The sequence below is a fragment of the Microbacterium fluminis genome, assembly GCF_051549805.1.
In the GTDB taxonomy this organism is placed as follows: domain Bacteria; phylum Actinomycetota; class Actinomycetes; order Actinomycetales; family Microbacteriaceae; genus Microbacterium.
Window position 1 is genome coordinate 1,418,550 of the sequence record NZ_CP196042.1, and the last position, 25,320, is coordinate 1,443,869.

The window sequence follows — 25,320 nt, forward strand, 5'->3', positions numbered from 1 at the left end:
TTCGTTCCTATCGGGAGCCTTGTCCGGCAGGTGCCGGTTGGGCTGATTCCAGGTCAGCGTAGTATGCGTTCTCGACCTCGATCGGGGTGCGCATGTCGAGCTCGCCGTGGAGGCGCTGGTTGTTCCACCACCACACCCACTCGAGCGTCGCGAGTTCGACCTGCTCGACGGTCCGCCACGGTCCGCGCTGACGGATCAGCTCGGTCTTGTAGAGGTTGTTGACCGCCTCTGCCATCGCGTTATCAAACGAGTCGCCGACGGTCCCCGTGGAGGGGACCGCGCCGAGCTCGACGATCCGCTCCGTGTAGACCATCGCGGTGTAGTTCGACCCATGGTCAGCGTGATGGATGAGCCCGTCGAGCCGTCCGCCGACGCCCCAGGCGGCCATGTCGAGCGCCTGCATCGGCAGGATCTCGGCGCGCAGCGTGGATGCGACGTTCCAGCCGACGATCCGCCTCGAGTAGACGTCGGTGACGAACGCGACGTACGCGAAACCGGACCAGGTGGCGACATACGTCACGTCACACACCCAGAGCCGTCGCGGCGCCGGCGCGGTGAAGCGACGGTTGACCAGGTCGCTCGGCAGCGCCACGGTCTTGTCGGAGCGCGTGGTGAATACCCGCTTCGACTTCCGGACGCCGCGGACCCCAGCGAGCCGCATGAGGCGTTCGGTCTGGTCGCGGCCGATGTCCCAGCCTTGCCGGCGCATCAGCGCATGCATCTTCCGGCGGCCGTAGACGCCGTAGTTCTCGGCGTGCAGCCTCGCGACCTCCGGGACCAGCAGCTCATCCTTCAACTGCCGCGCGGACGGCGCACGGCCGATGGCGGCGCGGTAGCCGCGGGAGGTGAGGAAGCCCTGCACTGCCGGTCGCAGGACACGGCAGATGAGCTCGACCCCGAAACGATCCCGGTGCTCATTGATGAACCGGATCATCTCGGTCAGGGGCGGTCGAGCTCCTTCGCGAAAAACACGCTCGCAGCCTTGAGGATCTCATTCGCCTTCCGCAGCTCGGCGTTCTCCTTCTCGAGCTGCTTGATCCGCTGCGCGGCCTCGGTCGCCCCAGGCTTGCCGCCGGCGTCGACCTCGTAGCGGCGCTGCCAGAGCCGCAGCGTCTCCGGGCTCATGCCCAGCAACCCCGCGACGTGACGGACCGCGCTCATCATGTTCGGGTGCGACGGCCGCGTCTCCGCGAGCATCCGCAGCGCGCGCTCACACATCTCCGGCGAATACTTCCTGTTCATCGAGTTCCATCCTTGCTTGAAGAACGGAACGAAAGTCAGGCCGATTCAGGTGAGCCCCTGCGCCAAGCGAGGCGCACAACCACGATTCACACAGGAGCCGGAAAATGATTAGAAAAGGTGTAGTGGCGACGGTTCTCGCCCTCGGGTTCGTCTTGTCAACATGCACCGGGGCGCACGCAGCTCCAACCGAGCCCGCGCCTCCCAGCGGCGGAGTGGTCACCGTTCCGATGCAGTTCGCAGGATTCGATGTGGCCGTCGCGAACGCAAACGGCTTCGAGATCGTGACCGCCAGCGACGGGACTCAATCCTCTGTCCCCGTCACGGACGAGGCGAAGAAAATCCGAGCTGAGGCTGACGCCCGCGCAGTTGGCGCCGGCGGGGTCGGGGGTCGTGATGGGGTCGTAACGAACAGCATCGTGTACGGCAACTGTGGGTACTCGTACGTGTGGGCAGAAAAGTAGTCTGGTGACTTGCTCATAACGAACACTGGCTACGGCGTGCCCATGGACGTGTATGCGAGGAACTGGAGCCTGATTATCACGTCGTCTTGGAGCGGTGGGGGTGCCTATTCTTTTCCCGTTTCAGGATCTGGGCCCACCTGGGACATCAACCACTACGCGAAGGTGGTCGGATTTGGAAACGTGTCGGCGAGCGGAAGCACAGTGCTCGTCGATGGCACCACCTGCTACTCGGGAAACCCGAATGCCAGCTTCCCCTAAGCTGGACCTCCTTTCGCGTTCCGAGTACGGTCGGCCAGGCGAGAGAGGGGTTGATCTTGCGATCAGACAGCAATCGAGCTGAGGGTCAGCTTCCGGCGGATCTCTCGCTCACAGTTGAGGATTGTCCGGCCCCGTTGCTGGAGTTGCTCTGGGTTCGTGAGGCCTACGGCCTTCACCCCGAGGGCGAAGATTTGCCGCCTGCATTGAGCCTGTCACCCGCCCTCGTGCGTGACTCATCGGTCGACGTGCAATCTTGGTCGCTCGCATGGCCACGAGTCTGGAAAGCGGCAGTGTCCCACACAGGGACTGACGTCGACTTCGCCTCCATATACGAGGAGGCGCAACACGCGGCGCCGGGATCACCCGAACGGCTACGAGCTCTCCGACTGGTGCGCGGTCCTAGCTGGCGGGACGAGTTTGGAGACGCAGAGTTCGAGACGGACTCATACCGCAATTGGACAACGCGGATACTCAATGAGCTGAGAACAGCACGGCTTACCGGACGCCACCCAGACCTAGGCTCACTTGCTTCTGCTTGGAGCGCTGGTCTCATGCGGATTGTGCTCATCCCGTGCGAAGGCGTTTATGCACGACGAATTGGCCCTACTGTCGCGCTCACGACGACCGGCACGCGATTGGATGCTGACGCCTTCAACTCCGCCCTGAACACCTTCTGAGCCGCTCTCTCACCGGAGCCTCAAGATACCGATGATCGAGATCTACTTGTCGGCTGGCGTGAACCGATCAGGGCGACGGCGGGCTCGAAGGCCTTCGTCGTGACTACCTCGCGCGGTCCAGCGCCAAGTAGCGCGCTCACGATCACGGAATACCGGTCTTAGCCCACAGGCTTCGCGCCGACGGCTGCCGCGTGCTCAGCACAGAGGGTCACGACCCACCCTTTGCGGCTGTGCAGTCGTCCGGGCTGACCGCAGGTTTCGCAGGTGCGCGACGCTTCGATCTCGGCGTCGCGGATCGCGGCATTGAAGGCGGGTGACCTGGCCGCACCGTTCGAGGGGGCCGCGTAGAAACGAAGGCCGCCGAACTTCTCCTTCACTTGCACGATGTCGTAGTCCGGATCGAGGCGCGCGAGGCGCTGATCGAGGCGGACGAGAAGGGGCCACCATCCCTGGCCGATGAAGACTTTTTGCCGCCAGCCGGGCCCGATTCGGGCGACAATCGCTCGGATTTGAGCCGGGCGCTCGTCCTGATCCCAGTTGATGAGCGCGAGGTCGTCCGCGGTCAGTCCTGCTACCTCGACGTCGTCGACACGTTCACGACGAGCATCCTCATCGGTCACCTTGATCTCCTCTCGTCGACGGGCGGGTATCCCCTGGGCGACGGATGGGGCTCTCTGCCTTCGCCTGTCTCAAGCGCAGGGCTCGCTCGCGCCTGTCCCGCTCGAGGCGCTGCCGCGATCTGCGGCGTCGTGCGGCGACACGGGCGAGTTCGCGTCGCCGGTCCGCACGCAACTGTCGTTGCCCCTCGTGGGTCGAAGCCAGCGCGAGCCACTCGTCCATCTCCGCGACATCGTCGAGGGTGATGCCGACGGTTGGCGTGCCGATCCAGTGTGTCCGGGTGAGCGCCCTGTCGCGAGGTGCGCGCAGATCAGCGAGCATGTCCTGCCGCGGTCCAGGCACGTCATCGTCCACCCACAGCAAGGGGCGGCCGGGGAACTGCTCCACTAGCTGCGTCATCTTCCACTGGACTGTGGTCTCGCCCGGACGGGCGGGACCGAGGGTTGCTGCCGGGAGTGGCGGGATTCCAAGGATCTGTGGGAAGTGCTTGTTCGCGTGTAAGCCCCACGTGCTGGCCCAGTCGACCTCGATCCCACGGTCCAGGAGGTCGCGGATCCACGCCGCTCCGACCCCGGAGAACGCGTTCACGAAAGTCACTTCGCCGTTTGCGTCCCAGTCGGGTTGCCCGTGATGCGCGGTGGGGAACGAGCCCCGGCGGACCGTGAACTCGGCGGCGAAGACGCCCGGCCAGAGGTCCACGATGACGGGTTCGTGGCGCAAGCGAAGGACTCCGTCGATGTCGATGGCCACCACCGGACCGAGAGCGCTATCGGTCATCGGTCCTCCACGCCTTCGTGGAGGCGGGTGGGGGGATCTGCAGGAGGGAGCGGAGGGTGGCGGCAGACGGGTCAGTGTTCATGCGGTACGCGTTGCGGATGCGGTCGATCTCGGCCAGATCGAGGTTCGAACCGGCGTCGAGGGCGTACTCGACCAACGCCACGGCCAGTTCGCTGCGCGGATCGAGAACGCCGGCGAGACGTGCTTGCAGCGGGCGCGCGGCGCGGTATCGACGTTCGGTGCCCCATGGGCGACGGCGGTCCCAGTCGTTTCTCTTGCGTCGGCGACGGCGGAGCTCGTCGTGTCCGTCTGGTGTCTGGGCGAGATCCAGCCATGCGCCTTGGTGGTCGATGTCGTTCTCGCTCACCGGCAGGCCCGGCGGGAGGTAATGGGTGGCGGTGACGGCGCGATCCACGGGACGTCGCAGACCGTCCAACAGGCGGCGACCGGTGGCCGGCAGATCATCTGTCACCCACAACAGCGGTCGCCCGTCGAATTGCCTTCCCAATTGGTATGCCTTCATCTCGGCCCCTGAGGCGTAAGACTGCCCGTCATCCCGAACCACCACCGTCATGTTGTCCAGGTCGAGAGGGGCCATGAAGTAGGTGTTCGCGGAGTCGCCGTAGACACTCGCCCAGACCACCTCGATACCCTTGCACTGCAGGCCGCGCACCCACGCCACTCCGAGGCGGGAGAACGCCCATCCCACAGTCGCCTCGCCGCCCGCATTCCAAGCGAGTTCCTCAGCGAAGCGGGTCGGGTAGGTCTCGCGGCGCAACGTCAGTTCGACAACAAACTGGTCATCGGTCGACTGTGGCCGGTCGAGCCAGGGCCGGCACCGCAACAACCCGTCGACTTCGATGGCGACGACCGGACGGTACCGGTCCTCGGTCATCTCGGCACCTCGATGTCCGTGACCGCGAGCGTCTCGAGCTCGAGCAGGACGAGGTTCCCGGGGTAGCCGTTCATGGCCAGCGACTCAACATGCAACGGCGTGTGCCCTTCGCGTGGCAGGACCGCGGAATCCCGCACGTGATAATGGCCGTGAAACTGCAGTGTGGGCGTTACTCCGTTGACGAGCTCAGTGATTCGCGCCCTGCTGACCGCCGCGTAACCCAGCTCGAAGACGGTCCACGGGCTCGGGCCGTTCAGGATTCGGTCGACCCGCGGAGCATGCAAATCACCGACGTCGTGGGTGATCAGGATCTCGACCTGGCCGCCGGCCACCGCAGCTTCCACCTCCGCTTCGGTCGGAAGCTCGGACGCCCACCACTCTCGTCCCGGGACCCGGTGGCGAAAATCAATACTCGCTGCACCGCCGAAGCCCATCACGGAGCGTCCGCCAACCGTCATCCGGTACCCCCGCGGGAGCACCCACACGGTCTCGCTGACCCGGACCGCGCAGCCCGGTGCCTCGGCAAAGAGTCTGTCCAGCTCGAAGTAGTCCTCGTGGTTGCCTGGGGAAACGAGCACCCGTTCTATGCCCGGACGAGTGGGATGCCGGCGGCTGATCTCCGCCCAACTATCAACAGCGTCGAGGAGTGCGGCGGACTGTCGCGGCCAGAGACCGAAGTCGCCGACGTGAACAACCGTCTTGACTCCAGTCCGAGCGGCCGCCGGGATGGCCTGCGTGATCCAGCCGGTCGACCCGTGCCAGTCCCCGGCAACAACGACCTGACTATCGGGCAGCGTGAGGGTTTCCGAACTCTCTAGTGCTTCCAGCATCGCCTGATGCCCCCAATTTCAACGACGAGAAGGGCTCAATCTATCACTACTAGGCCTTTTATGATTGGACATGTGCAACGGGCCGGATTAATAGGGTGTGCTTCGGTGGGCCGACTAGCAATGGTTGGTGTCATGTGGGACGAAGCGAGCGCAAAGCGATTGGGCTCCGTGGTCTACGCGGCACGAAAGGAGCGCGGCCTCTCTCAGGAGACGCTGGCTCACCAGGCGGGCATCACAAAGAACCAGGTCCAGCTCATTGAGGCTGGGCGTTCGACTGGACGGAAAGAGGGCGCGGGGCCATCCAACCCACGGATGGCGACGCTAACCGGGCTTGCAGAGGTTCTTGGAGTCTCAGTCGCGGAGCTTGTGGCGGCCGCTGAGCTGTGAACACGTAGGCGATTCGGTCGCGGTGATTCGAGGTCTCGTCGGTGACGCGCACGACAAATGAAGCCGCGTACTCCGCGCGCCCCGCGGAACCTGTGGCCGCGGGTCGCGCATTGCGCTGCAAGTCCGGCACGGTTCGGTTCAGGTGCTCGAGGCTCGGCGTGGAGATCGTCGATTACCCCCGCATGGTCTTCTCGGCCGTCTGATTTGCAAGATCTCGACTCGGTAGGGCGGGAGCATTTCGGAGCTGTCCGCTCACCCCGGCTGAGCGGAACACCGGTCGACTCGAAATGAGAGCATGACAGGGCCCAACGAAAGCAGGCTCATGACCTACTCACCGGTTCCCATGGACGACGCACTGCAGACTCGTGACTTGAGCTCTCTGATGAGATCACCGGCGTTTGTTGCCATCGTCTTCTTCGCTACGGTCATCCAGGTTCTAGGCAATCCGCTCATCGCGATCCTCAATGGGGCCTCGCAGTGGGATCACGCGCTCCCGCAATCGGCAGTCGTCACGTTCGTCGTCGTAGGCTGCGCGTTGCAAGCGGCGAGCCTTCTGCTGTTGCGCTGGAACCCCGTTTTTGCGGTCCTCGCGGCACTTGGCTGCTATCTGGCGCTTGTCGTCCTGGTAGCGGTGCCGACCTGGACGGCAGCGATGCAGTTGGTGGTGGCCGTCGCGTTGTTCGCTCTTGCCACCCGCGCCAGTGCCGGGCTTGCCGCAGCGTGTCTCGTCGGTTCCATCGCCGCGACCGTGGCAACGCTGGGATTGTGGGCAGCCTCGACGGGAGCGCCCACTGGAGTGATCTCCGGTTTTGTCATCAATCAGGGCATCGCGTTCGCTGCTCCCGCGATAGCCGCCACCGCGCTGGGCCTGCTGTGGGCCATCCACGCTCGCAGAACCGTCGAAGCGAGAGACCGGGCGCGACAGGTTGCCCGGGAGCATGAGGAGCGTGTGGCGGCGGAGCGTGAACTGGAACGAGCTCGGATCGCCCAGGAACTTCACGACGTCGCAGCTCAGCACATCGCGGGGCTCGTCTCACTCTGCGATGCGTCCGCCGTACTGGCGCCGGAACACCCGGAGCAGGCGTTGCAGCTTATCGACGAGGTGCGAGCGGAAGGGCGGTTTGCGGCAGCAAGCCTCTACAGCGCCCTCGGTGATCTGAGAGCCGTGGATGCGACGACCACCACGGTCACGCCTGATCTTCGCGACGTGGAGGAACTCATCTCGTTCTGGTCGCAGCGCGGCATGGCCGTCGACTTGAACACGGTGGGGAACGTCGCCGAACTGCCCGCGATTGTCTCCACCACGGCGTACCGAGGACTGCAGGAAGGGCTAGCTAATGCGGCCAAGCATGCCCCCGGTTCGACTGTGGAGGTCGCGCTAGTCGTACACACTGATCGGATGCAGGCAACTATTACGAACACCGCAGGCAACAGCACCCGGCGCCCTGAGGAAAGACTCGGGCTGGGCTGGGGCCTCGACGGCCTGCGCGCGAAGCTGAGGCTGATCGACGGCACCCTCCACGCGGGGACGAACGGTGACGACGGTTGGCGAACGCGGATGGATATTCCGTTCCCGAACATCGACGGAGACTCGCATGACTGATCGAACGAGAAGTATTCGCGTGCTCATCGCGGACGATAACCGGTCCTTCCGGCGCGGTCTCCATCTGCAGCTTGGACAAGCGCCCGGCATTACGGTCGTGGGCGAAGCAGCCAACGGGCGAGACGCGGTCCTCGCCGCACACGCGGAGCGCGCGGACGTTGTGCTCATGGACTTGGAGATGCCGGGCATGAACGGCGTCGACGCCACGCGGGCACTAGCCCAGTCAGAAGGTCCTCGCATCAGCGTGGTCGTGCTCACCAGCCACAGTGCCGACGCGCACGTCCTGCGCGCCCTCGAGGCGGGGGCAAGCGGCTACCTCTTGAAAACGCATGACACGCATCAGCTGTTGGAAGCCATTCGAGCCGCTGATCGAGGTGACGCGGTGATGTCCCCGCGCGTCACGGCGCCCGTCATTCGCGAGCTCACGAGGGTCCGCAACAGCGCTCCGGATCCCGCTGTTGCAGCGCTCAGCCCCTCTGAACGGAGCGTCATCGTGCTGCTCAGTGGTGGGGTGACCTCCAACGATGAGATTGCGAAGGAGATCGGGGTATCGGTCAACACTGTGCGGTCCCACGTGCAATCCGCGATGCGGAAGGTGGGGGCGAGTGACCGCACTCAGCTCGCGCTCTGGGGCGTACGCAACTCGCTCGACGACTTCCGTTTGTCATCCAAATGAATGAACTCCCCAAACTCACCCGACGAGCGTCCTGAACGCGGAACGACCAGGCAGTCACAGAGTTCGTCGAAGTAGTTCCGCGCCATTTCGCGGGTGATGCCGCGCTTGCGTTCCAGGTCGCGGCTCGACACCGACAGAGCACCTTCCACTCGGGTCCACTGGCCGATTGAGGGTGCTCTCCGGCGTGCACGGAAGCCATGCACGATGTGGTGTCGCCGCCAATCCGCGCTGGCAACGAGACCACGTGTGAGGGGAGATCTGTGGATCCGATCTACCCGCGTTTCTCTACCGCGAGTGGGGAGTTCTACGACGATCCGAGGCTCCACCAGGCGAACAACTCGACCTCACCTTTCGTGCCGTCGCCCGACCTTGACTGGACCAGTTGGACGCAGGCCAGCGATGGCCACTGGGTGTATCGGGCACCGAACCATCATGTTCTCCCCGAGCAGGGATGGAAGGTTCACCTGAGCACCATCGCGGCCGAAGCGACCGAGGTTCTGGACGCCGCAGCCCGCTATTGCCACGCGGGGCGGATCGCTTTCAAGCACCTGGTCGATAACACGGTTCTTTTCGCTACGAACTCCAAGGACGCAGACCGCTCCGCGTCAGGGAAGTTCATCACCATCTATCCGACATCAACAGACGAGTTGGAAAGGTCGGTGAAAGCGCTCGCACGTCTCACAACCGGAAAGCATGGCCCGCATATCCTCTCCGATCTGCGGTGGCAGGACACACCCGTATTCGTCCGCTACGGGGCATTCCGTCACATGTTCACCGACGTGGCCGGAGTTCGCGTGCCAGCTATACGCACTCCCGCCGGGGAGCTGGTCGCCGACGTACGAGGCACGGGATTCCACCTGCCGGAGTGGGTGGATCCACCCGAGTTTCTTCGCGCGTCGGTCGCGGAGCAGCGCAACTCCGTTCCCCCGCCGGGTTTCCCGGAGGTTCAAGGAGTTCTTCACTATTCGAACGGCGGCGGTGTCTACGAAGCCGTCGAGAACAACGTTCGCGTGATCCTCAAAGAGGCACGCCCGTTCGCGGGACTGACCCCAGACGGGCGAGACGCAATCGAACGCATCGGCGACGAGGCGAACACCCTCAATCTGATCCGCGATTCTCACGTCGTCCGCGCTCATCGAACCCTCGACCTGCACGGACACCGCTACCTGGTCACCGAGAAAGTGCCAGGTGTGCCCCTGAGCAGGGCCGTCGTGTCACGGCATCCGCTCGTGCGAGCCGGCTTCGACGCCGTCGACCTCGCGACCTATCGGGATTGGGCGCTGAACATCACCGCACGACTAGAACGAGCGGTCGCAGCCGTACATGGCGCAGGCTTCACCCATGGTGACCTGCACCCGGGAAACTTCCTTATCACCGAAGGGAACGACGTCGTCCTCATCGACTTCGAGATGGCGATGCCGGTTGGTCAGGATGCAGCGGCAGTCATCGGAGCGCCAGGATTCGTTCCAGGAGACGGTCGGCGCGGTATCGCCCTCGACCGCTACGCGCTCGCGTGCGTCAAGCTCTTCCTGTTCGCACCGCTGACGCCGCTACTCCACTTCGATCTGACGAAGACGGAACAGCTCGTTCAGTGGGCGCGGGCGAGGTTCGGACTGTCAGACCAGTGGGCCGCCGGCATCATCGCGGACCTGAGCCCACGCGCCGACGATCCCACCGACGCGCACGTCGCGCAGATAGCTTCTCAACTTCTCGCGGACGCGACTCCGGAGCGCCAGGATCGACTGTGGCCCGGCGATCCGCGACAGTTCGACGAACCCACCTACGGACTGGCGCACGGAGCTCTCGGGCCACTGCTGGCCCTGCACGCGGCGCGGATCACGATTCCAGACCCGCTGCTGGAGTGGACTGAACGCGCCGTTCGCACTGAAGAGGACGTGCGTCCTGGACTGCTGGACGGACTGGCCGGCGCCGCACTCGGCCTGCACCGACTCGGGCGCAGCTCCGCGTCCCAGGAGGCTCTTGCCCGCCTGAGAGAGATCGACACCACCGCGCTCGGACCAGACCTGTACAGCGGCCTTGCGGGCATCGGGTTCGCATACCTCGAACTCGCCGACACCTACCCCGAACTCATCAGCGCTGCGACTGATGTGGCATCGATGCTTCGTCAGAGACAACAGGAGTGGGATACGCGCACACCAGGGCCGGTCGCGACCGGCGCAGCCGGCCTGCTGCGCGGACCGAGTGGTGCCGCGCTCTTCGCACTTCGTCTGTTCGACCGCACCGGAGAATCTGACCTGCTGACGTTCGCGGAGGCGGCGATCCGCGCGGACCTCAAGTCCTGTGTGAGCACAGTCGACGGCTCCCTTCAGGTGGATGAGGGGTGGAGGCTGCTCCCCTACCTCGGCTCAGGTGCTGCGGGCATCGCCCTGGCCGCAATGCAATTGCTCCAACGCAGCCCGATCAGCGACCTGTGGGAGGAGCTCCGCGCCCTGGAACTGGCCGCGCAGTCCGAGTTCGCCTGGTACGGCCTGCGCAGCCACGTCGAGTCGAACAACCAGTACGTGAAAGCTGACGCCGAGACCGATCTCGGCAACCCCGAAGAGCACCGACCCCGCGGGTACGCGTACCACGCGTTCAATGCGGCCATAGCTTTCGCCGTCTCGAACATGCGCCGCATCGTTGCCTTCATCGAAGCGCAGGCGATGAAGGTCCTGGACCGGCAGACGCTGCGGCGAGCCCGACGCCGAACAGACGAGTTCGGCAACCGGCTCGAACATCACGACCGCTAGCCACAGGCCGAACCTGAACTGAACAGAAGTGCACGAGTAGCCCGAGATATCGGGCTACTCGTGTTGGCGATTGTTCACCCAAGACCGTCTAGACGCGTGCTGATGGTCGGACAATGAAGAAGCCGGCTGGTGGTTCTCACCACCAGCCGGCTTCGTCACACATTTCCAAACAGATCCTGGATGGATTTCCATACAGGGCCATCGCTGTGCGCGAGGGGGGAGTTGAACCCCCACGTCCTTTCGGACACTGGCACCTGAAGCCAGCGCGTCTGCCTATTCCGCCACTCGCGCGAATCTCGGATCCGGAGATCCTCGAACTCAACCTCCCGAGGATATCACGGGCGGTCCGCGCGCTCGAACCCCGGGTCGAGGTCTCCCTGCGCTCCGCACGGTTCTGAGGAGAAATCACGTTCTGAGGAGCGGATGCGGGCAGGCGTCCTCAGAACGGCAGATCTCCTCAGAAGCAGCGGGCACGACCCCGCGCCGGAGGAGATGTGCGCGACGGGAGGAGGGAATGCGCCGCATCCGCCTCCCGACGTGCGCATCTCCTCCCCGAGCGCACGCCGTCCGACGCCCGCCCACGGCGGGTGTCCATGCTGCACACAGCGGAGGGAACTAGCATGTGCGTACCGGTCTGCCTGCCTGAGGAGCCCCGTGGGACTACTTGACAGCTTCGAGAAGGGACTCGAGCGCGCTGTGAACAGCGCGTTCGCGAAGACCTTCCGCAGCGGCATCCAACCTGTCGAGATCGCCTCCGCCCTGCGGAGCGAGCTCGACAAGAAGGCTGCCGTCGTCAGTCGCGACCGCATACTCGCACCGAACACGTTCACGGTGCGTCTTGCGCCCGCCGACGACGACAAGATGAGCGCGCTCGGCGCCGCCCTCGGCGACGAGCTGCACACGCTCGTGCAGAAGCACGCCAAGGCGCAGGGGTACTCCTTCGCCGGGCCCGTCTCGATCGCGCTCGTGCGCGACGAATCGGTCTCCACCGGCACGCTGCGCGTCGAGTCCGAGACGGCCCAGGGCCGCGTGGCCTGGCGGGGCGTCGTCGACATCGACGGGAAGAGGCATCCGCTCGTCGCCTCGCGCACCGTCATCGGCCGCGGCAGCGACGCCGACATCACGATCCCCGACCCCGGCACCAGCCGTCGGCACGTCGAGATCCTGTGGGACGGCGAGCGCGCCATGGTGCGCGACCTCGGCTCGACCAACGGCACCCAGCTCAACGGGCGCAAGGTCGGCGAGGCGCCGCTCGCTCCCGACTCGACCGTGCGGATCGGTCGCACCGACATCGTGTTCCGCGTCGTCCCGCAGACCTCCACCGCGCGCCCGCGCGCGCCGCTCGCCGACGACGTCACCCGCGCCTACGACGTGCGCTCCGGAGGGCCTCTGTGAGCGCACTCACCGAACTGCTGCTGCGCATCGGATTCCTCGTGCTGCTGTGGTTCTTCGTCTTCGCGGTCGTCTACTCGCTGCGCGCCGACCTGTTCGGGGTGAAGGTGCGCAAGCTCCCGGCCCCGGTCGCGGCGCCCGCACCCCCGCCCGGCCCGACGTCGCCCGACAGTGCCACGGCGCCCGTCGCCCGCGCCACGCCTCCGGCTCCCGCCAAGGCGCCGGCCAAGGCCTCGTCGGGGGGAGCAGCGACCACCTCGGCCGTCTCGCGCATCGTGATCACCAGTGGGCCCAAGGCCGGGCTCGAGCTCCCGCTCGGCAGCGAGCCCCTGACGATCGGCCGCTCGAGCGAGTCGGGACTGGTCATCCGCGACGACTACACCTCGAGCCATCACGCCCGGCTCGTGCTGTGGGGCGAGCAGTGGATGATCCAGGACCTCGACTCCACCAACGGCACGTGGCACGACGGCATCCGCGTGGCTTCGCCCGTGCCGGTGAAGATCGGCGCGCCCATCAAGGTCGGCGCGACGACCTTCGAGCTGCGGAAGTAACCCGCGGGTCCTCTCTCTCATGGTCTTCCAGGGCTCCAGCGTCGCCATCTCGCACACCGGCAAGGTGCGCTCCAACAACCAGGACTCCGGGTACTCGGGCTCCAACCTGTTCGCCGTCGCCGACGGCATGGGCGGTCACGCCGGTGGGGACGTCGCCTCGAGCATCGCGGTCGGACGCCTGCAGACCCTCGACGTGCCGTACACGTCGACGGCGGATGCCGAGCGCGCCCTCCGCGACGCGATCGCCGACATCGCGGCCGAGCTGATCGACACCGTCGCGATCCGCCCCGAGCTCGCCGGCATGGGCACGACCGTCAGCGCCCTGGTCATGGTCGACGAGTACGCCGTGATCGCGCACATCGGCGACTCGCGCGCCTACCTGTTCCGTGACGGCGCGCTCACCCAGATCACCACCGACCACACCTTCGTGCAGCGTCTGGTGGACTCCGGTCGCATCACCCCGGAGGAGGCGCGCTACCACCCGCGCCGTTCGGTGCTCATGCGGGTGCTCGGCGACATGGACCCCGACCCCGAGGTCGACACCTTCATCATGCCGACCCAGCCCGGCGACCGCTGGCTGCTGTGCTCCGACGGCCTGTCGGGCGTCGTCGACGACACGCACACGGCCAAGGCCCTCGCCCAGGGCCTCGCGCCGGGACGCACCGCCGACGTGCTGCTGAAGCAGGCGCTGGATGCCGGCGCCCCCGACAACGTCACCATCGTGCTCGTCGACGTGGGCGGACAGCATCCGCTCTTCTCCGGCACGCCGACGATCGTCGGCTCCGCCTCGACCCCGACCGGGATCGACGTGCCCGCCGCACGGGTCGGGCGCGGGGGCTGGCTGCACCCGAACCGGCAGGCGGCGAACGAGCCGACGCACTACGAGCCGGCGGTGGAGTTCCTCGAAGAGCTCATCGAAGAGGACCGCCGCCGTGCGCGGCGCCGCCGCCTCGGCTGGCTCGTGGGTCTGCTCGTGGTGATCGCCCTGCTGATCGGCGGGCTGTTCGCCGCCTACCAGTGGACGCAGACCCGCTATTTCGTGGGCGCCGACCAGGACTCCGTCGTGATCTATCACGGCGTGCAGCAGAACATCGGCCCGCTGACGCTGTCGACGCTCTACGAGGACACCGGCATCCTGCTCACCGACCTGCCGTCGTTCTCGCGGTCGAGTGTCGAGGCCACCATCAGCGCCGGCTCGCTGGCGGAGGCGCAGCAGATCGTCGCCCGCCTGCGCGACACGATGGGGACGACTCCATGACCGCGACGCAGACCGGACAGGTCACCGCCGACACCGCCGTGCTGAGGGCGCTGCGGCGCATCCGCGTCCCGCAGACCCAGCGCAACCGCGAGCTGGCGCTGCTGATCTTCGCGCTGGTGATCACCGGATGCGCCGTGGCGCTCGTGCAGCTCGGCGCCGCGGGCGTCATCGACCCCAAGTTCTTCATCTACTGCGGGGGTCTGGCCGCGCTCTCGATCGCCCTGCACATCGTGCTGAGACTGCGGGCGAGGGATGCCGACCCCTTCGTCGTGCCGATCGCCACGCTGCTGACGGGGCTGGGCATCGCGATGATCTACCGGCTCGACGTCGCGCGCGGACGGCACGGCTGGGAGGCGTTCTCGACGCGCCAGCTCGCCTGGGCGGCGATCGCCGTGGTGCTGGCGATCGCTGTGGTGATCCTGCTGAAGAACTACCGCGTGCTGTTCCGGTACACGTACGTGTTCGGCTTCGCCGGCGTGCTGCTGCTGGTCCTCCCGTTCATCCCCGGACTGGGCATCGACGCGAACGCGAGCGTATGGGTCAACCTCGGGATCTTCTCGTTCCAGCCGGGTGAGCTCGCCAAGATCGCCCTGGCGATCTTCTTCGCCGGCTACCTCGTGCGCACCCGCGAGAGCCTCACCTCCACCGGCACGCGGTTCCTCGGCATGACCTGGCCGCGTGCCCGCGAGCTCGGTCCGCTGCTGGTGCTGTGGCTCATCTCGATGGGCATCATCGTGCTGCAGCGCGACCTCGGCACCGGTGTGCTGATCTTCGGCATGTTCGTGGCGATGCTCTACGTCGCGACCGGCAAGACGAGCTGGGTGGTGATCGGCGTCGTGCTCGCCGTCGCCGGCGCGTTCGCGGCCTCCCGAGTGCTGCCCTACGTCGGATCGCGCTTCGACAACTGGCTCGACCCGTTCAACCCCGATCGCATCAACGGCTCCAGCTACCAGCTCGTGCAGGGCATCTTCGGACTCGCGCAGGGCGGCCTGCTCGGCACCGGTCTCGGTCAGGGACGGCCCTACCTCACGCCCGTCGCCGAGAGCGACTACATCCTGCCGGCGCTCGGCGAGGAGCTCGGCCTCATCGGGGTCTTCGCGATCCTGTGCCTCTACATGGTCTTCACCAGCCGCGGCATCCGCGTCGGCCTCGCCGGCCAGGACGACTTCGGCAAGCTGCTGGCCACCGGGCTGTCGTTCACGATCGCGCTGCAGGTGTTCATCATGGTCGGCGGCGTGACGCGCCTCATCCCGCTCACCGGCCTTACCACCCCGTTCCTCGCGGCGGGCGGCTCGTCCCTCGTGGCGAACTGGATCATCGTCGCGTTCCTGCTGCGCATCTCGGATGTCGTGCGCAGCCGTCCCCGGGTGGTGATCGGCTGACATGACCAAAGAGTTGAGACGGCTCAGCATCCTGATGCTCCTCATGTTCGTCGCGCTGTTCGCCTCGACGAGCGTCATCCAGGTGTGGCAGTCCGATGCGCTGGCGCAGAACGACCAGAACAAGCGCGCGCTGTACGACAGCTACCAGGTGCAGCGCGGCACGATCATCGCCAGCGGCACCGCGATCGCCTCGTCCGTCCCGTCGAACGATCTGTACAGCTGGCAGCGGGTCTATCAGGACCCCACCATGTGGGCACCGGTCACCGGATTCTTCAATCCGGTGCTCGGATCGCGCACCGGCATCGAGCAGGCCGAGAACGGCGCGCTCTCGGGCAGCGGCGGCGAGCAGTTCATTGCCCGCATGGAGCGCATCTTCACCGGGCAGCCGCCGCGCGGGGCGAACGTCGAGCTGAGCCTCAACGCCGCCGTGCAGAAGGCCGCCTTCGACGCCCTCGGCGGGCTGCAGGGCGCGGTCATCGCGATCGAGCCGAAGACCGGCCGCATCCTCGCACTCGTCACCAGCCCCAGCTACGACACCAACACCCTCGCCGCGCACGACGCGACCGCGGTCGACGCGGCCGCCGCGCAGCTGGATGCGGACCCGACCAAGCCGCGCTCCGATCGGGCGCTGGGCGGCGACCTCAATCCGCCGGGCTCGACGTTCAAACTCGTCGTCGCCTCTGCGGCGCTCGCCTCCGGGAACTTCACCCCGCAGTCCACTCTGCCGAACCTGTCGTCGTACACGCTGCCCGGCACCACCACGGCGATCAGCAATGCGGGCGGCGGCACGTGCGGCGGCGGCGATGTCGTCACGATCGCCGATGCGCTGCGACTCAGCTGCAACATCCCGATGGCCGAGCTCGCCGGGCAGCTGGGCACCGACGCGGTACGGGCCGAGGCGGAGAAGTACGGGTTCAACACCTCGTTCGCCACGCCGATCGACTCGACGCCGTCGGACTACCCGCGGGTGCTCGATCCCGCCCGGCTCGCTCTGTCGGGCTTCGGTCAGGGTGACGTGCGCGCGACCCCGCTGCAGATGGCGATGGTGTCGGCCGGAATCGCGAACAAGGGAGTGGTCATGAACCCCCGGATGGTGGATCGCATCATCGCACCCGATCTGTCGGTGCAGCGCACCGTGGACGACACCCAGTTCGGGCGTGCACTCGACGAGAACCTGGCCGCGCAGATGACGGCCATGATGGTCGCCAATGTCAGTAACGGCGCAGCGGCGGGTGCAAGAATAGACGGCGTCGACGTGGCCGGTAAGACCGGTACCGCGGAGAACGGGGCCGGCAGGCCGTACTCGCTCTGGTTCACCGGGTTCGCCCCGGCGAACGATCCGCAGGTGGCCGTGGCCGTCGTGGTGGAGAACGGCGGCGGGCAGAATCAATCGGGCAGTGGCGACACGATCGCCTCGCCCATCGCGAAGAAGGTCATGGAGGCGGTGCTGGGACGATGAGACCGACGCAGGGAGTGACCTTCGGAGGCCGGTACGAACTGGACTCGCGGATCGCCATCGGCGGGATGGGCGAGGTGTGGGAGGCGACCGACCACGTCATCGGCCGCACCGTCGCCATCAAGATCCTCAAAGACGAGTACATGGGCGACCCGGGCTTCCTCGAGCGCTTCCGCGCCGAGGCCCGCCACGCCGCGCTCGTCAACCACGAGGGCATCGCGAGCGTCTTCGACTACGGCGAGGAGAACGGCAGCGCGTTCCTGGTGATGGAGCTCGTCCCCGGCGAGGCGCTGTCGACGATCCTCGAGCGCGACGGATCGCTGTCGACCGACAAGACCCTCGACATCGTGGCGCAGACCTCCGCTGCCCTGCAGGCCGCGCACGCCGCGGGCCTCGTGCACCGCGACATCAAGCCGGGCAACCTGCTCATCACCCCTGACGGCCGGGTGAAGATCACCGACTTCGGCATCGCCCGCATCGCCGACCAGGTGCCCCTGACGGCCACCGGTCAGGTCATGGGCACGGTGCAGTACCTCTCGCCCGAGCAGGCGTCCGGCCACCCGGCTTCCCCGGCCACCGACACTTATTCGCTGGGCATCGTCGCGTACGAGTGCCTCGCGGGCAAGCGTCCGTTCACCGGCGAGTCGCAGGTCGCGATCGCCATGGCGCAGATCAACGAGCAGCCTCCGCCGCTGCCGCCGACGGTCGCGCAGCCGGTGCAGAACCTCGTGATGGCGATGATCGCCAAGAAGCCCGAAGATCGCCCGGCCTCGGCCGCCGTGGTCGCCCGCGCGGCCACGGCGCTGCGTCGGGGAGACATCGCCGCTGCTGCCGCTGCGATCCCGGCCATCGCCACGGGCGTGGCCGTCGCGGGCGGCGACGACGTCACCCAGCTGCTGACGTCGGCGCAGACCGCGCAGGCCACGCGTCTGCTCCCGGCCGGCGCACCCCTCCCGGGCGATCCCGATCAGGAGCCCGAGAAGAAGAAGCGCAGCCCGTGGACGTGGCCGCTCATCGCGCTCATCGTGCTGCTGCTGCTCGTGATCGGCGGAACGATCTTCGCGCTGGTGTCCAACCAGCAGCCGACGCCGGCACCGACATCGTCGAGCACCGGGCCGAACCCCCTCCCGACCAAGACGACGCCGCCCCCCACGCCCACCCCGACCGCCACCACGGTCGACATCGGCGCCCTCGGGCTGGCGGGCATGTCGTGCACCGACGCGCGCGCCAAGGCCATCGCCGCGGGGATGATGACGGTGAACTGCGTCGCCGGCGACCCGGCACCCAAGGCCGAGCAGGTCAACACCGTCTACGGCATCGAGCCGCAGGGCAACCTGCCCAAGAGCCGCGAGCTCACCCTCACCTTCTACAAGGACCAGGTGCCGCTCTCGCCGCCGCCGGCGGCGACCCTGCCCGCCACGGTGACCGCCGGAAGCCCCGCACAGGTCACCTGGGCCGGGTACCAGTGCCCGTCCGGCACAGGATCGGTCAGCTCGTACAACTTCACCGCGACGAACGGCACGTTCGCCGTGAACGGGCAGTCCACGGCATCCTTCGGTCCGAACGACCGCGCCGGATCGATCGCGGTCGCCAACACCCCGGGCCAGACGCTCATCGTGACCTACACGGTGACGTGCTCGGGCAACGGCTCGGGACCGCGGACCACGGATGCCTCGCCCAACGCCGAGGTGCGCATCACCGGCGGGTCGACGCCCGCCCCCACCACCACGCCCTGACCGCTCGACGCCCGCCCGGGATCCCGCTCGTCGGGAACCGGGGCGGGCGTCGGTTAGGCTGGATCGGATCCATGCCAGGGAGTGACCGTGACAGCTGAGCCGCGCGTGCTTTCGGGGCGCTACCGCGTCGACGAGCTCATCGGGCGCGGCGGCATGGCCACCGTCTACCGGGGCTACGATCTGACGCTCGGCCGCGATGTGGCGATCAAGATCCTCAAGCACGAGCTCGCGAACGACAACTCGTTCCGCACCCGGTTCCGGCTCGAGGCGCAGGCCGCGTCCCGGATGGCGCACCCCACCATCGTGCGGGTGTTCGACGCCGGCGAGGACAGCCAGGTCGGTCCTGACGGCGTGGCGCACCCCGTGCCCTACATCGTCATGGAACTGGTGCACGGCTCGCTGCTGAAGGACATCATCTCGACGGGACCGGTCTCGGTCGACGACACCGTGCGCTACGTCGACGGCATCCTCGAGGCGCTGGAGTACTCGCACCGCGCGGGCGTCGTGCACCGCGACATCAAACCCGGCAACGTGATGGTCACCGACGCCGGCCAGGTCAAGGTGATGGACTTCGGCATCGCCCGCGCGGTGTCCGACTCCTCCTCGACCGTGGCCGAGACGACGGCCATCATCGGCACGGCGGCCTACTTCTCGCCCGAGCAGGCGAAAGGCGAGCCCGTCGACGCGCGCGCCGACCTCTACTCGACCGGAGTGGTGCTGTACGAGCTGCTCACCGGCCGCCCGCCGTTCCGTGGCGAGTCCCCGGTCGCGGTCGCCTACCAGCACGTCAGCGAAGCGCCGCTCACCCCGTCGGAGGTCGTCGCCACCGTGCCGCGCACGCTCGACGCGGTCGCGCTGCGGGCCCTGGCGAAGGACCCTTTCCAGCGATACCAGGACGCCGCGGCGTTCCGCGAGGCGCTGGATGCCACGATCGACGGGCGCGTGCCCTCCAAGCGTCAGCTCGGCGCGCTCACCAGCGAGCTGTACGGACCGAACCCGCGGCAGGCCGCCGAGACGGCGCGGTCGCTGCGCCAGCTCAGCACCGACACGACGATGAAGCGCACGCAGGCGGGTCCGCCGGTCGCGTGGATCTGGACCGGCGTCGCGATCCTCGCGGTGCTGCTGGTGTCGGTGCTGTTCTGGGTCGTCACCATCCCGCGCAGCAACGACGTCCCGGCGACCGCGCGCATCGTGCCCGATGTGACCGGCATGACCTACGACCGAGCCAACGAGGCGCTGGCGGCGAACGATCTGCTCGCGTTCCGTGTCGACGAGGCCAGCAGCAGCGTCACCACCGGCGACGTGATCCGCACCGACCCGCCCACCGGCTCGTCGGTCAGTCCCCAGCAGCAGATCAGGGTGTACGTCTCGAAGGGGCAGGAGACCGCCAAGGTCCCCGTCCTGGAGGGTCTGTCGCAGGAGGCGGCCAAGACCGCGCTCGAGACGGCGGGGCTCAAGCTCGGCACCATCACGCCCCGCAGCGATCCCAACACGCAGGCCGGGGTGGTGCTGTCGGCCGACCGCCCCGCGGGCAGCGACCTGGCCAAGGGCACCGCGGTCAATCTCGTCGTGGCGACGGGACGCGTGACCCTGCCCGATGTCACCGGGTTCACCGTCGAGGCGGCGCAGCGTCAGCTGCAGGCGCCGACGGTCGGACTCGTGGTCGAGGTGCGGCAGGATCCGAACTGCAAGGCGATGACGCCTCCCGTGGTCGCGACCCAGTCCCTGCCGCCGGGGGAGACCGCGATCCACTCCACGATCATCCTCACCACCTGCGCCGGACCCTGACGCACGACGCGCGGCCGGTCGAGGCTCAGCGGCGCGGGCTCAACGCGGCACCGCGCGCCGCGGCATCCGCGACCCCCACGCTCTGCAGCCAGTTGCCCAGGAGGCGATGACCACCCTCGGTCAGCACGCTCTCGGGGTGAAACTGCACGCCCGCGATGGGCAGGGTGCGATGGCGCAGCCCCATCACGACGCCGCTCTCGGTGCGGCTCGTGACGACGAGGGACTCCGGCACGGTCGCCGCGTCGACGGCGAGCGAGTGGTAACGGGTCGCGGTGAACGGATCCGGCAACCCGTCGTAGAGCGGGTCGCCGTCGTGGTGCACGAGCGAGGTCATCCCGTGCATGAGCTCCGGAGCGTGCCCGACGGTCGCCCCGAACGCCTCCGCGATGGCCTGGTGACCGAGACAGACTCCGAGGAGCGGGATGCCGCGCTCCGCCGCCGCGCGCACGACGCCCACCGACGCGCCCGCCCGTGCCGGAGTGCCCGGTCCCGGGGACACCAGTACGGCGCGGTGCCCGAAGATCACCGAGACGGGGTCGGTGACGGCATCCGCCTCCACCATCTCGGTGTGCGCGCCCAGTTCGTGGAGGTACCCGACGAGCGTGTGCACGAAGCTGTCGTGGTTGTCGACGACGAGCACGGAGTCGCCGGCCGGGGTCATTCGACCGTGACCTCCTGCGGATTGATGAACTCGCTCGCCCACGGGAACACGTAGAAGAAGAGTCCGTAGAGGATCGCGGCGGCGATCACGATCAGGATCAGGACGCGCACCCACCAGGGTCCGGGGAGCAGGCGCCAGAGGCCGGCGTACATCAGGCGGCTCCTTGCGTGAGCGACGCGGGGGCGCCGGCCGATCGAGGGGTGAACGACTCGAAGACGCCGAAGGCGACCGCGCGCTCGGTCGCCGAGAACTTCGGGCTGCACGTCGTCATGGTGATGTAACTGCCGTTGGGGGCGAGCTGCGGCGCCTGCGGCACGGGCAGCAGCACCTCGATGGCCTCGGGGCGCACGTACTCGAGGTTGCGGAACCGGTAGGTGAACCACCCCTCCTGCGTCTCGATCACGATCGCGTCGCCGATCCTCAGCGAGGGCAGCGCGGAGAAGGGCGCGCCGTAGGTCGTGCGATGTGCGGCGACGGCGAAGTTGCCGATCTGACCCGGCATCACGGTGCCCGGGTAGTGTCCGATGCCGATCGTGTCGAGGGTGCGCGCCCGGGACACCCCGCCGGCCATCTCGTACGCGTAGTCCGCACCGAACCGGGGGATGCGCATGATGCCGAACCGCTCGGCGTCGGCCGGTTGCGGAAGCACGGGCGGGGGCGCCGTGACGGGAGAGGTGGCCGTCGGCGCCGGAGTGGGCGAGGCGCTCGGGTCCGCGGTCGGCACAGCGGCTTCCCACTGCTGCGAGAGCGACTGCGCGGTCGACTTCATCTGATTCCCGATGAGGTAGTCGCCGATCCACAGCTGCCACGAGACGTACAGGAGCGTGATCACCCCGGCGGTGATGAGGATCTCTCCCACAACGCCGAAGACGGACGCGCCTCTGCGCGTGCGCGCGCGCCTGCGACGCGCGCGCGCGTCACGCTCCTCGACCCCCGCCGCGCCACTCACCCCGCGAGTCTAACGAGGGCGTGCTGGTGCCGGGCTGGCAGTTAGACTGGTGCGCATGGCACGATCTGGCAAAGACGACGACGCACTCGTCGAGCGCAGCGAGGGCGAAGCGGCGCCCAACCCGGTGTGGTTCAAGCCGATCATGATCGGGCTCATGCTCGTCGGCCTCGTGTGGGTGCTCGTCTTCTACCTCAGCGGCACCAACCTGCCCATCCCGGGCATCGGCGCGTGGAACCTGGTGATCGGTTTCGGCGTGGCGTTCGTCGGCTTCCTGATGACGACCCGCTGGCGATAATTACACCGCTGTCATTCATCCCCAGCTGTGGATGAGCCTGTGGATAACTCTCAGCCGTAGATGACCGGCGGCAACGCGAGCAGCGCCACCAGCACGACTCCCGTGGCCACCAGTAGGAGTACCTGCATCCGTCGCCGCGCGAGGGTGCGCGTGCGCGCGTAGATCAGGCCGACGAGCGCGCCCACCACGAGGCCGCCGATGTGCGCCTGCCACGAGACCTGCGTGCCTCCACCGAGGAGGAGGGGCAGGAACGAGATGGCCAGGTTGATGCCGATTACGATCGCGATGCTCGTGATGTTGGCGCCGATGTGCCGTCCGATGACCAGAAGGGCGCCGAACAGGCCGAAGATGGCACCGGATGCCCCCACCACCGTGGTCCCCGGTGCGAGCAGTGCGACCGCCACCGAACCGCCGAGGCCGCTCAGCAGGTACAGCGTGAGGAACCGCCATCGGCCGAGAAGGGGTTCGAGACTGCGACCGATCATCCACAGCGCGAGCATGTTGAACGCCAGGTGCAGCCAGCTGCCGTGCACGAGCAGGACGGTGAGCAGCCGCCACGGCTCGAACGGCAGCGCGGGCGACGGGTAGACGAAGAAGCTGTTGAACGCCAGCAGATCGGCGGTCGAGAATCCGGGAATGAGCTGGGTCACGTACACCACGGCGGTGACCGCGATGATGACGTACGTCACCAGCGGTCGCGAGTCCGTCGCCGTGACGGCGCGCGGACCACGACGCCACCGCCGCTCGGCCTTCGCCTGCGCCGGAGTCTGCGCCTTCTGCTGGTCGCGCAGGCACTCCGGGCAGATCACCCCGACCGCGGCCTGTGTCTGGCACTCCGGGCAGATCGTGCGCAGGCACCGCTGGCAGAGCACGAAGCTCTGCCGGTCGGGATGCCGGTAGCAGAAGTTGTCGCGGTTGCGACGGAACTCGTCGGTGGTCACAGGCCGCGGATGCTGTCAGACCGCGGCGATGTCGATCGACTGGAGGACGACGGGCTCGATGGGGCGGTCTCCGGCGCCGGTCGGAACCACGCCGATCGCGTCGACCACGGCGCGGGAGGCGTCATCGGCGACCTCGCCGAAGATCGTGTGCTTGCCCTGCAGCCACGGCGTCGGGTCGGTGGTGATGAAGAACTGCGAGCCGTTCGTGCCCTCCACCGCGCCGGTGATGGCGTTGCGACGCAGGCCGGCGTTGGCCATGGCGAGGATGTACGGCGCGTTGAAGTTCAGCTCGCCGTTGATCTCGTCGTTGAAGTTGTAGCCGGGGCCGCCGGTTCCCTGGCCGAGCGGGTCACCGCCCTGGATCATGAAGTTGGGGATGATGCGGTGGAAGACCACGTCCTTGTAGAGGGGTCCCTCCCCGGGCTTCCCGGTGGCCGGATCGGTCCACGAGCCGGTGCCGTCGGCGAGCCCGACGAAGTTCTGGACGGTGCGGGGAGCGTGGTCTCCGAACAGGTTGACGACGATGTCGCCGTGGTTCGTGTGCAGGGTGGCAACGGCAGTGTGCTGAGGCATGGGTACATTCTTTCAGAGTTCTCTGCAACCCCTCCCGCCTGTGGGCAGGTCTGGCAAGATGGGGAGTCCAGATCGCCATACTCAGGGAGGGCATCTCGTGAGCCTCAGCCGCAAGCGCAAGAAGGAACTCCGCAAGCTCCAGTCGCAGGCGAACGACCTGTGGGACTCGCAGCAGGTGCTGGTCGGCCAGGCCGCCCACGTCGCCCGCGAGGCGGGCCGCCAGCTCGGCAACTTCAACCGCGAGCAGGTCGTCCCGACGGTGCAGGAGTCCTACTCCAAGTACGCCGCGCCGTATGTCGAGCGCGGAATCGACGTCTCCAAGCACGTGATCACCGACAAGGTGGTGCCGGCGGCCGGGGCGATGGTCGGATCGGCCCTGTCGGTGTGGGATGCCGCGAACGACACCCGTGCCCGGATCGCCGCGGGCAAGGGGCTCACCCTTCCCGACGCCAAGACCTACGCCAAGAAGGCCGACAAGTACGGCAAGGCGGCCACTAAGCGCTTCGCCTCGCAGCTGTCGGCGTTCGAGCCGCAGAAGAAGGGGATCGGCGCCGGCGGCGTGATCGCCATCATCCTGGGCGTGGCCGCAGCGGCGGGCGTGCTCTACGCCGCCTGGCAGACGCTGCGCGCCGACGACGAGCTCTGGGTCGCCGACGACCCGCTGCGCGCCCCCGACGCTTGAGCATCGACTCCGGTGATGCCGTCTCCCGCGTGCGGGAGGCGGCATCCGCTCGTGGCCTGTCCATCGAGATCCGCGAGCGTCCCGCCGCGAGCAGTCTCGCCGAGGCTGCGGCTCTGCTGGGCATCGCTCCCGCGGGCATCGTCAAGACGCTGGTGGTCAAGCGCAGCGACGACACGTTCCTCTTCGCGCTGGTGCCCGGCGATCGCGCGATCTCCTGGCCGAAGCTGCGTGCGCTCGTCGGGGTGAACAAGCTGCGGCTTCCGGAACCCGAGCTCGCTCTGGCCGCGACCGGTTACGAGCGGGGAACGATCGTACCCATCGGCAGCACCACCGACTGGCCCGTCTTCGCCGACGAGCGCATCGTCGGGCAGCGCATCGCCATGGGCGCCGGGGCGCACGGGTTCAGCCTGTTCGTCGAGGCCGACGATCTGATCTCCGCCTACGCGGCGACGGTGGCCGACATCACGCAGCCGCTCGGCTGA

At 67.4% G+C, this 25,320-nt stretch carries 24 protein-coding genes and 1 tRNA gene; 14 read left to right on the plus strand and 11 right to left on the minus strand.

Annotation, left to right across the window (positions count from 1 at the left end; translation table 11 throughout):
• Nucleotides 1–7: 7 nt before the first annotated feature.
• From ACSJDX_RS06700 to ACSJDX_RS06720, 5 genes are all read right to left on the minus strand, one after another.
• Nucleotides 8–1,242, minus strand: a protein-coding gene (locus ACSJDX_RS06700) for an IS3 family transposase (RefSeq protein ID WP_438353915.1) whose coding sequence is annotated in 2 segments (ribosomal slippage) — nucleotides 8–966 and nucleotides 966–1,242 — 1,236 coding nt in all. Because the reading frame shifts where the segments join, the coding sequence is not laid out codon by codon here.
• 1,554 nt (nucleotides 1,243–2,796) lie between these two features.
• Nucleotides 2,797–3,258: a hypothetical protein gene (locus ACSJDX_RS06705; RefSeq protein WP_438354770.1), complete on the minus strand. Its 462-nt coding sequence runs from the start codon at nucleotides 3,256–3,258 to the stop codon at nucleotides 2,797–2,799.
• Nucleotides 3,248–4,033 carry a hypothetical protein gene (locus tag ACSJDX_RS06710; protein WP_438354771.1) on the minus strand — a complete coding sequence of 262 codons (786 nt, stop codon included), beginning with the start codon at nucleotides 4,031–4,033 and terminating at the stop codon, nucleotides 3,248–3,250. The genes ACSJDX_RS06705 and ACSJDX_RS06710 overlap by 11 nt, the downstream gene beginning before the upstream one ends.
• A complete protein-coding gene (locus ACSJDX_RS06715) occupies nucleotides 4,023–4,928 on the minus strand; it encodes a hypothetical protein (protein ID WP_438354772.1) in 906 nt (301 codons plus the stop codon). The genes ACSJDX_RS06710 and ACSJDX_RS06715 overlap by 11 nt, the downstream gene beginning before the upstream one ends.
• Nucleotides 4,925–5,758: a metallophosphoesterase family protein gene (locus ACSJDX_RS06720; RefSeq protein ID WP_438354773.1), complete on the minus strand. Its 834-nt coding sequence runs from the start codon at nucleotides 5,756–5,758 to the stop codon at nucleotides 4,925–4,927. Before ACSJDX_RS06720 ends, ACSJDX_RS06715 begins: the two co-directional genes overlap by 4 nt.
• A 132-nt stretch (nucleotides 5,759–5,890) precedes the next feature.
• On the opposite strand from ACSJDX_RS06720, the gene ACSJDX_RS06725 reads away from it, so the two are divergent.
• The 4 genes from ACSJDX_RS06725 to lanKC all read left to right on the plus strand — a co-directional run bounded on the left by ACSJDX_RS06725 (nucleotide 5,891) and on the right by lanKC (nucleotide 11,174).
• Nucleotides 5,891–6,145, plus strand: coding sequence for a helix-turn-helix domain-containing protein (locus tag ACSJDX_RS06725; protein WP_438354774.1), 255 nt, complete (start codon nucleotides 5,891–5,893; stop codon nucleotides 6,143–6,145).
• Between the two features lie 343 nt (nucleotides 6,146–6,488).
• Entirely contained in the window at nucleotides 6,489–7,748 is a 1,260-nt protein-coding gene (locus ACSJDX_RS06730; protein WP_438354775.1) for a sensor histidine kinase, read from the plus strand.
• Nucleotides 7,741–8,424, plus strand: coding sequence for a response regulator (locus ACSJDX_RS06735; RefSeq protein ID WP_438354776.1), 684 nt, complete (start codon nucleotides 7,741–7,743; stop codon nucleotides 8,422–8,424). The genes ACSJDX_RS06730 and ACSJDX_RS06735 overlap by 8 nt, the downstream gene beginning before the upstream one ends.
• Before the next feature lie 260 nt (nucleotides 8,425–8,684).
• On the plus strand, nucleotides 8,685–11,174 hold the full coding sequence (gene lanKC, locus ACSJDX_RS06740; RefSeq protein ID WP_438354777.1) for a class III lanthionine synthetase LanKC: 2,490 nt from the start codon (nucleotides 8,685–8,687) through the stop codon (nucleotides 11,172–11,174).
• Between the two features lie 207 nt (nucleotides 11,175–11,381).
• On the opposite strand, the gene ACSJDX_RS06745 is transcribed toward lanKC, so the two are convergent.
• A tRNA-Leu gene (locus ACSJDX_RS06745) sits at nucleotides 11,382–11,465 on the minus strand.
• A gap of 363 nt (nucleotides 11,466–11,828) precedes the next feature.
• Between ACSJDX_RS06745 and ACSJDX_RS06750 the strand changes: the two genes are divergently transcribed.
• The 7 genes from ACSJDX_RS06750 (at nucleotide 11,829) to pknB (ending at nucleotide 20,737) form a co-directional block, all read left to right on the plus strand.
• Complete coding sequence (locus ACSJDX_RS06750; protein ID WP_438354778.1) at nucleotides 11,829–12,569, plus strand: FhaA domain-containing protein; 741 nt, start codon at nucleotides 11,829–11,831, stop codon at nucleotides 12,567–12,569.
• A complete protein-coding gene (locus tag ACSJDX_RS06755) occupies nucleotides 12,566–13,117 on the plus strand; it encodes an FHA domain-containing protein FhaB/FipA (protein WP_438354779.1) in 552 nt (183 codons plus the stop codon). Before ACSJDX_RS06750 ends, ACSJDX_RS06755 begins: the two co-directional genes overlap by 4 nt.
• A gap of 19 nt (nucleotides 13,118–13,136) precedes the next feature.
• On the plus strand, nucleotides 13,137–14,375 hold the full coding sequence (locus ACSJDX_RS06760) for a PP2C family protein-serine/threonine phosphatase (RefSeq protein WP_438354780.1): 1,239 nt from the start codon (nucleotides 13,137–13,139) through the stop codon (nucleotides 14,373–14,375).
• Nucleotides 14,372–15,757 carry an FtsW/RodA/SpoVE family cell cycle protein gene (locus ACSJDX_RS06765; protein ID WP_438354781.1) on the plus strand — a complete coding sequence of 462 codons (1,386 nt, stop codon included), beginning with the start codon at nucleotides 14,372–14,374 and terminating at the stop codon, nucleotides 15,755–15,757. The genes ACSJDX_RS06760 and ACSJDX_RS06765 overlap by 4 nt, the downstream gene beginning before the upstream one ends.
• A 1-nt stretch (nucleotide 15,758) precedes the next feature.
• Nucleotides 15,759–17,216, plus strand: coding sequence for a peptidoglycan D,D-transpeptidase FtsI family protein (locus tag ACSJDX_RS06770; protein WP_438354782.1), 1,458 nt, complete (start codon nucleotides 15,759–15,761; stop codon nucleotides 17,214–17,216).
• On the plus strand, nucleotides 17,213–18,949 hold the full coding sequence (locus ACSJDX_RS06775) for a protein kinase domain-containing protein (protein ID WP_438354783.1): 1,737 nt from the start codon (nucleotides 17,213–17,215) through the stop codon (nucleotides 18,947–18,949). The genes ACSJDX_RS06770 and ACSJDX_RS06775 overlap by 4 nt, the downstream gene beginning before the upstream one ends.
• An 87-nt stretch (nucleotides 18,950–19,036) precedes the next feature.
• Nucleotides 19,037–20,737 (plus strand): Stk1 family PASTA domain-containing Ser/Thr kinase, encoded by a 1,701-nt coding sequence (gene pknB, locus ACSJDX_RS06780; RefSeq protein WP_438354784.1) that lies wholly within the window; start codon nucleotides 19,037–19,039, stop codon nucleotides 20,735–20,737.
• 25 nt (nucleotides 20,738–20,762) lie between these two features.
• Here pknB and ACSJDX_RS06785 read toward each other — a convergent pair whose 3' ends face one another.
• The 3 genes from ACSJDX_RS06785 to ACSJDX_RS06795 are packed head-to-tail and all read right to left on the minus strand — an operon-like array spanning nucleotide 20,763 to nucleotide 22,347.
• The gene (locus ACSJDX_RS06785) at nucleotides 20,763–21,398 is read right to left on the minus strand and encodes an anthranilate synthase component II (protein ID WP_438354785.1); all 636 of its coding nucleotides are present in this window, start codon (nucleotides 21,396–21,398) and stop codon (nucleotides 20,763–20,765) included.
• Nucleotides 21,395–21,550 carry a hypothetical protein gene (locus ACSJDX_RS06790; protein ID WP_438354786.1) on the minus strand — a complete coding sequence of 52 codons (156 nt, stop codon included), beginning with the start codon at nucleotides 21,548–21,550 and terminating at the stop codon, nucleotides 21,395–21,397. Before ACSJDX_RS06790 ends, ACSJDX_RS06785 begins: the two co-directional genes overlap by 4 nt.
• Nucleotides 21,550–22,347, minus strand: a complete 798-nt coding sequence (locus ACSJDX_RS06795; RefSeq protein ID WP_438354787.1) for a class E sortase — start codon at nucleotides 22,345–22,347, stop codon at nucleotides 21,550–21,552. The genes ACSJDX_RS06790 and ACSJDX_RS06795 overlap by 1 nt, the downstream gene beginning before the upstream one ends.
• Nucleotides 22,348–22,402: 55 nt before the next feature.
• Between ACSJDX_RS06795 and ACSJDX_RS06800 the strand changes: the two genes are divergently transcribed.
• Nucleotides 22,403–22,642: a cell division protein CrgA gene (locus ACSJDX_RS06800; protein ID WP_438354788.1), complete on the plus strand. Its 240-nt coding sequence runs from the start codon at nucleotides 22,403–22,405 to the stop codon at nucleotides 22,640–22,642.
• Nucleotides 22,643–22,692: 50 nt separating this feature from the next.
• Here ACSJDX_RS06800 and ACSJDX_RS06805 read toward each other — a convergent pair whose 3' ends face one another.
• On the minus strand, nucleotides 22,693–23,583 hold the full coding sequence (locus ACSJDX_RS06805; RefSeq protein ID WP_438354789.1) for a rhomboid family intramembrane serine protease: 891 nt from the start codon (nucleotides 23,581–23,583) through the stop codon (nucleotides 22,693–22,695).
• Between the two features lie 15 nt (nucleotides 23,584–23,598).
• Complete coding sequence (locus tag ACSJDX_RS06810) at nucleotides 23,599–24,156, minus strand: peptidylprolyl isomerase (protein WP_438354790.1); 558 nt, start codon at nucleotides 24,154–24,156, stop codon at nucleotides 23,599–23,601.
• Between the two features lie 97 nt (nucleotides 24,157–24,253).
• Here ACSJDX_RS06810 and ACSJDX_RS06815 point away from each other — a divergent pair, with 97 nt between their 5' ends.
• Together ACSJDX_RS06815 and ACSJDX_RS06820 are read left to right on the plus strand one after the other, a co-directional pair.
• The gene (locus ACSJDX_RS06815) at nucleotides 24,254–24,838 is read left to right on the plus strand and encodes a DNA helicase (protein ID WP_438354791.1); all 585 of its coding nucleotides are present in this window, start codon (nucleotides 24,254–24,256) and stop codon (nucleotides 24,836–24,838) included.
• Nucleotides 24,839–24,840: 2 nt separating this feature from the next.
• On the plus strand, nucleotides 24,841–25,320 hold the full coding sequence (locus ACSJDX_RS06820; protein WP_438354945.1) for an aminoacyl-tRNA deacylase: 480 nt from the start codon (nucleotides 24,841–24,843) through the stop codon (nucleotides 25,318–25,320).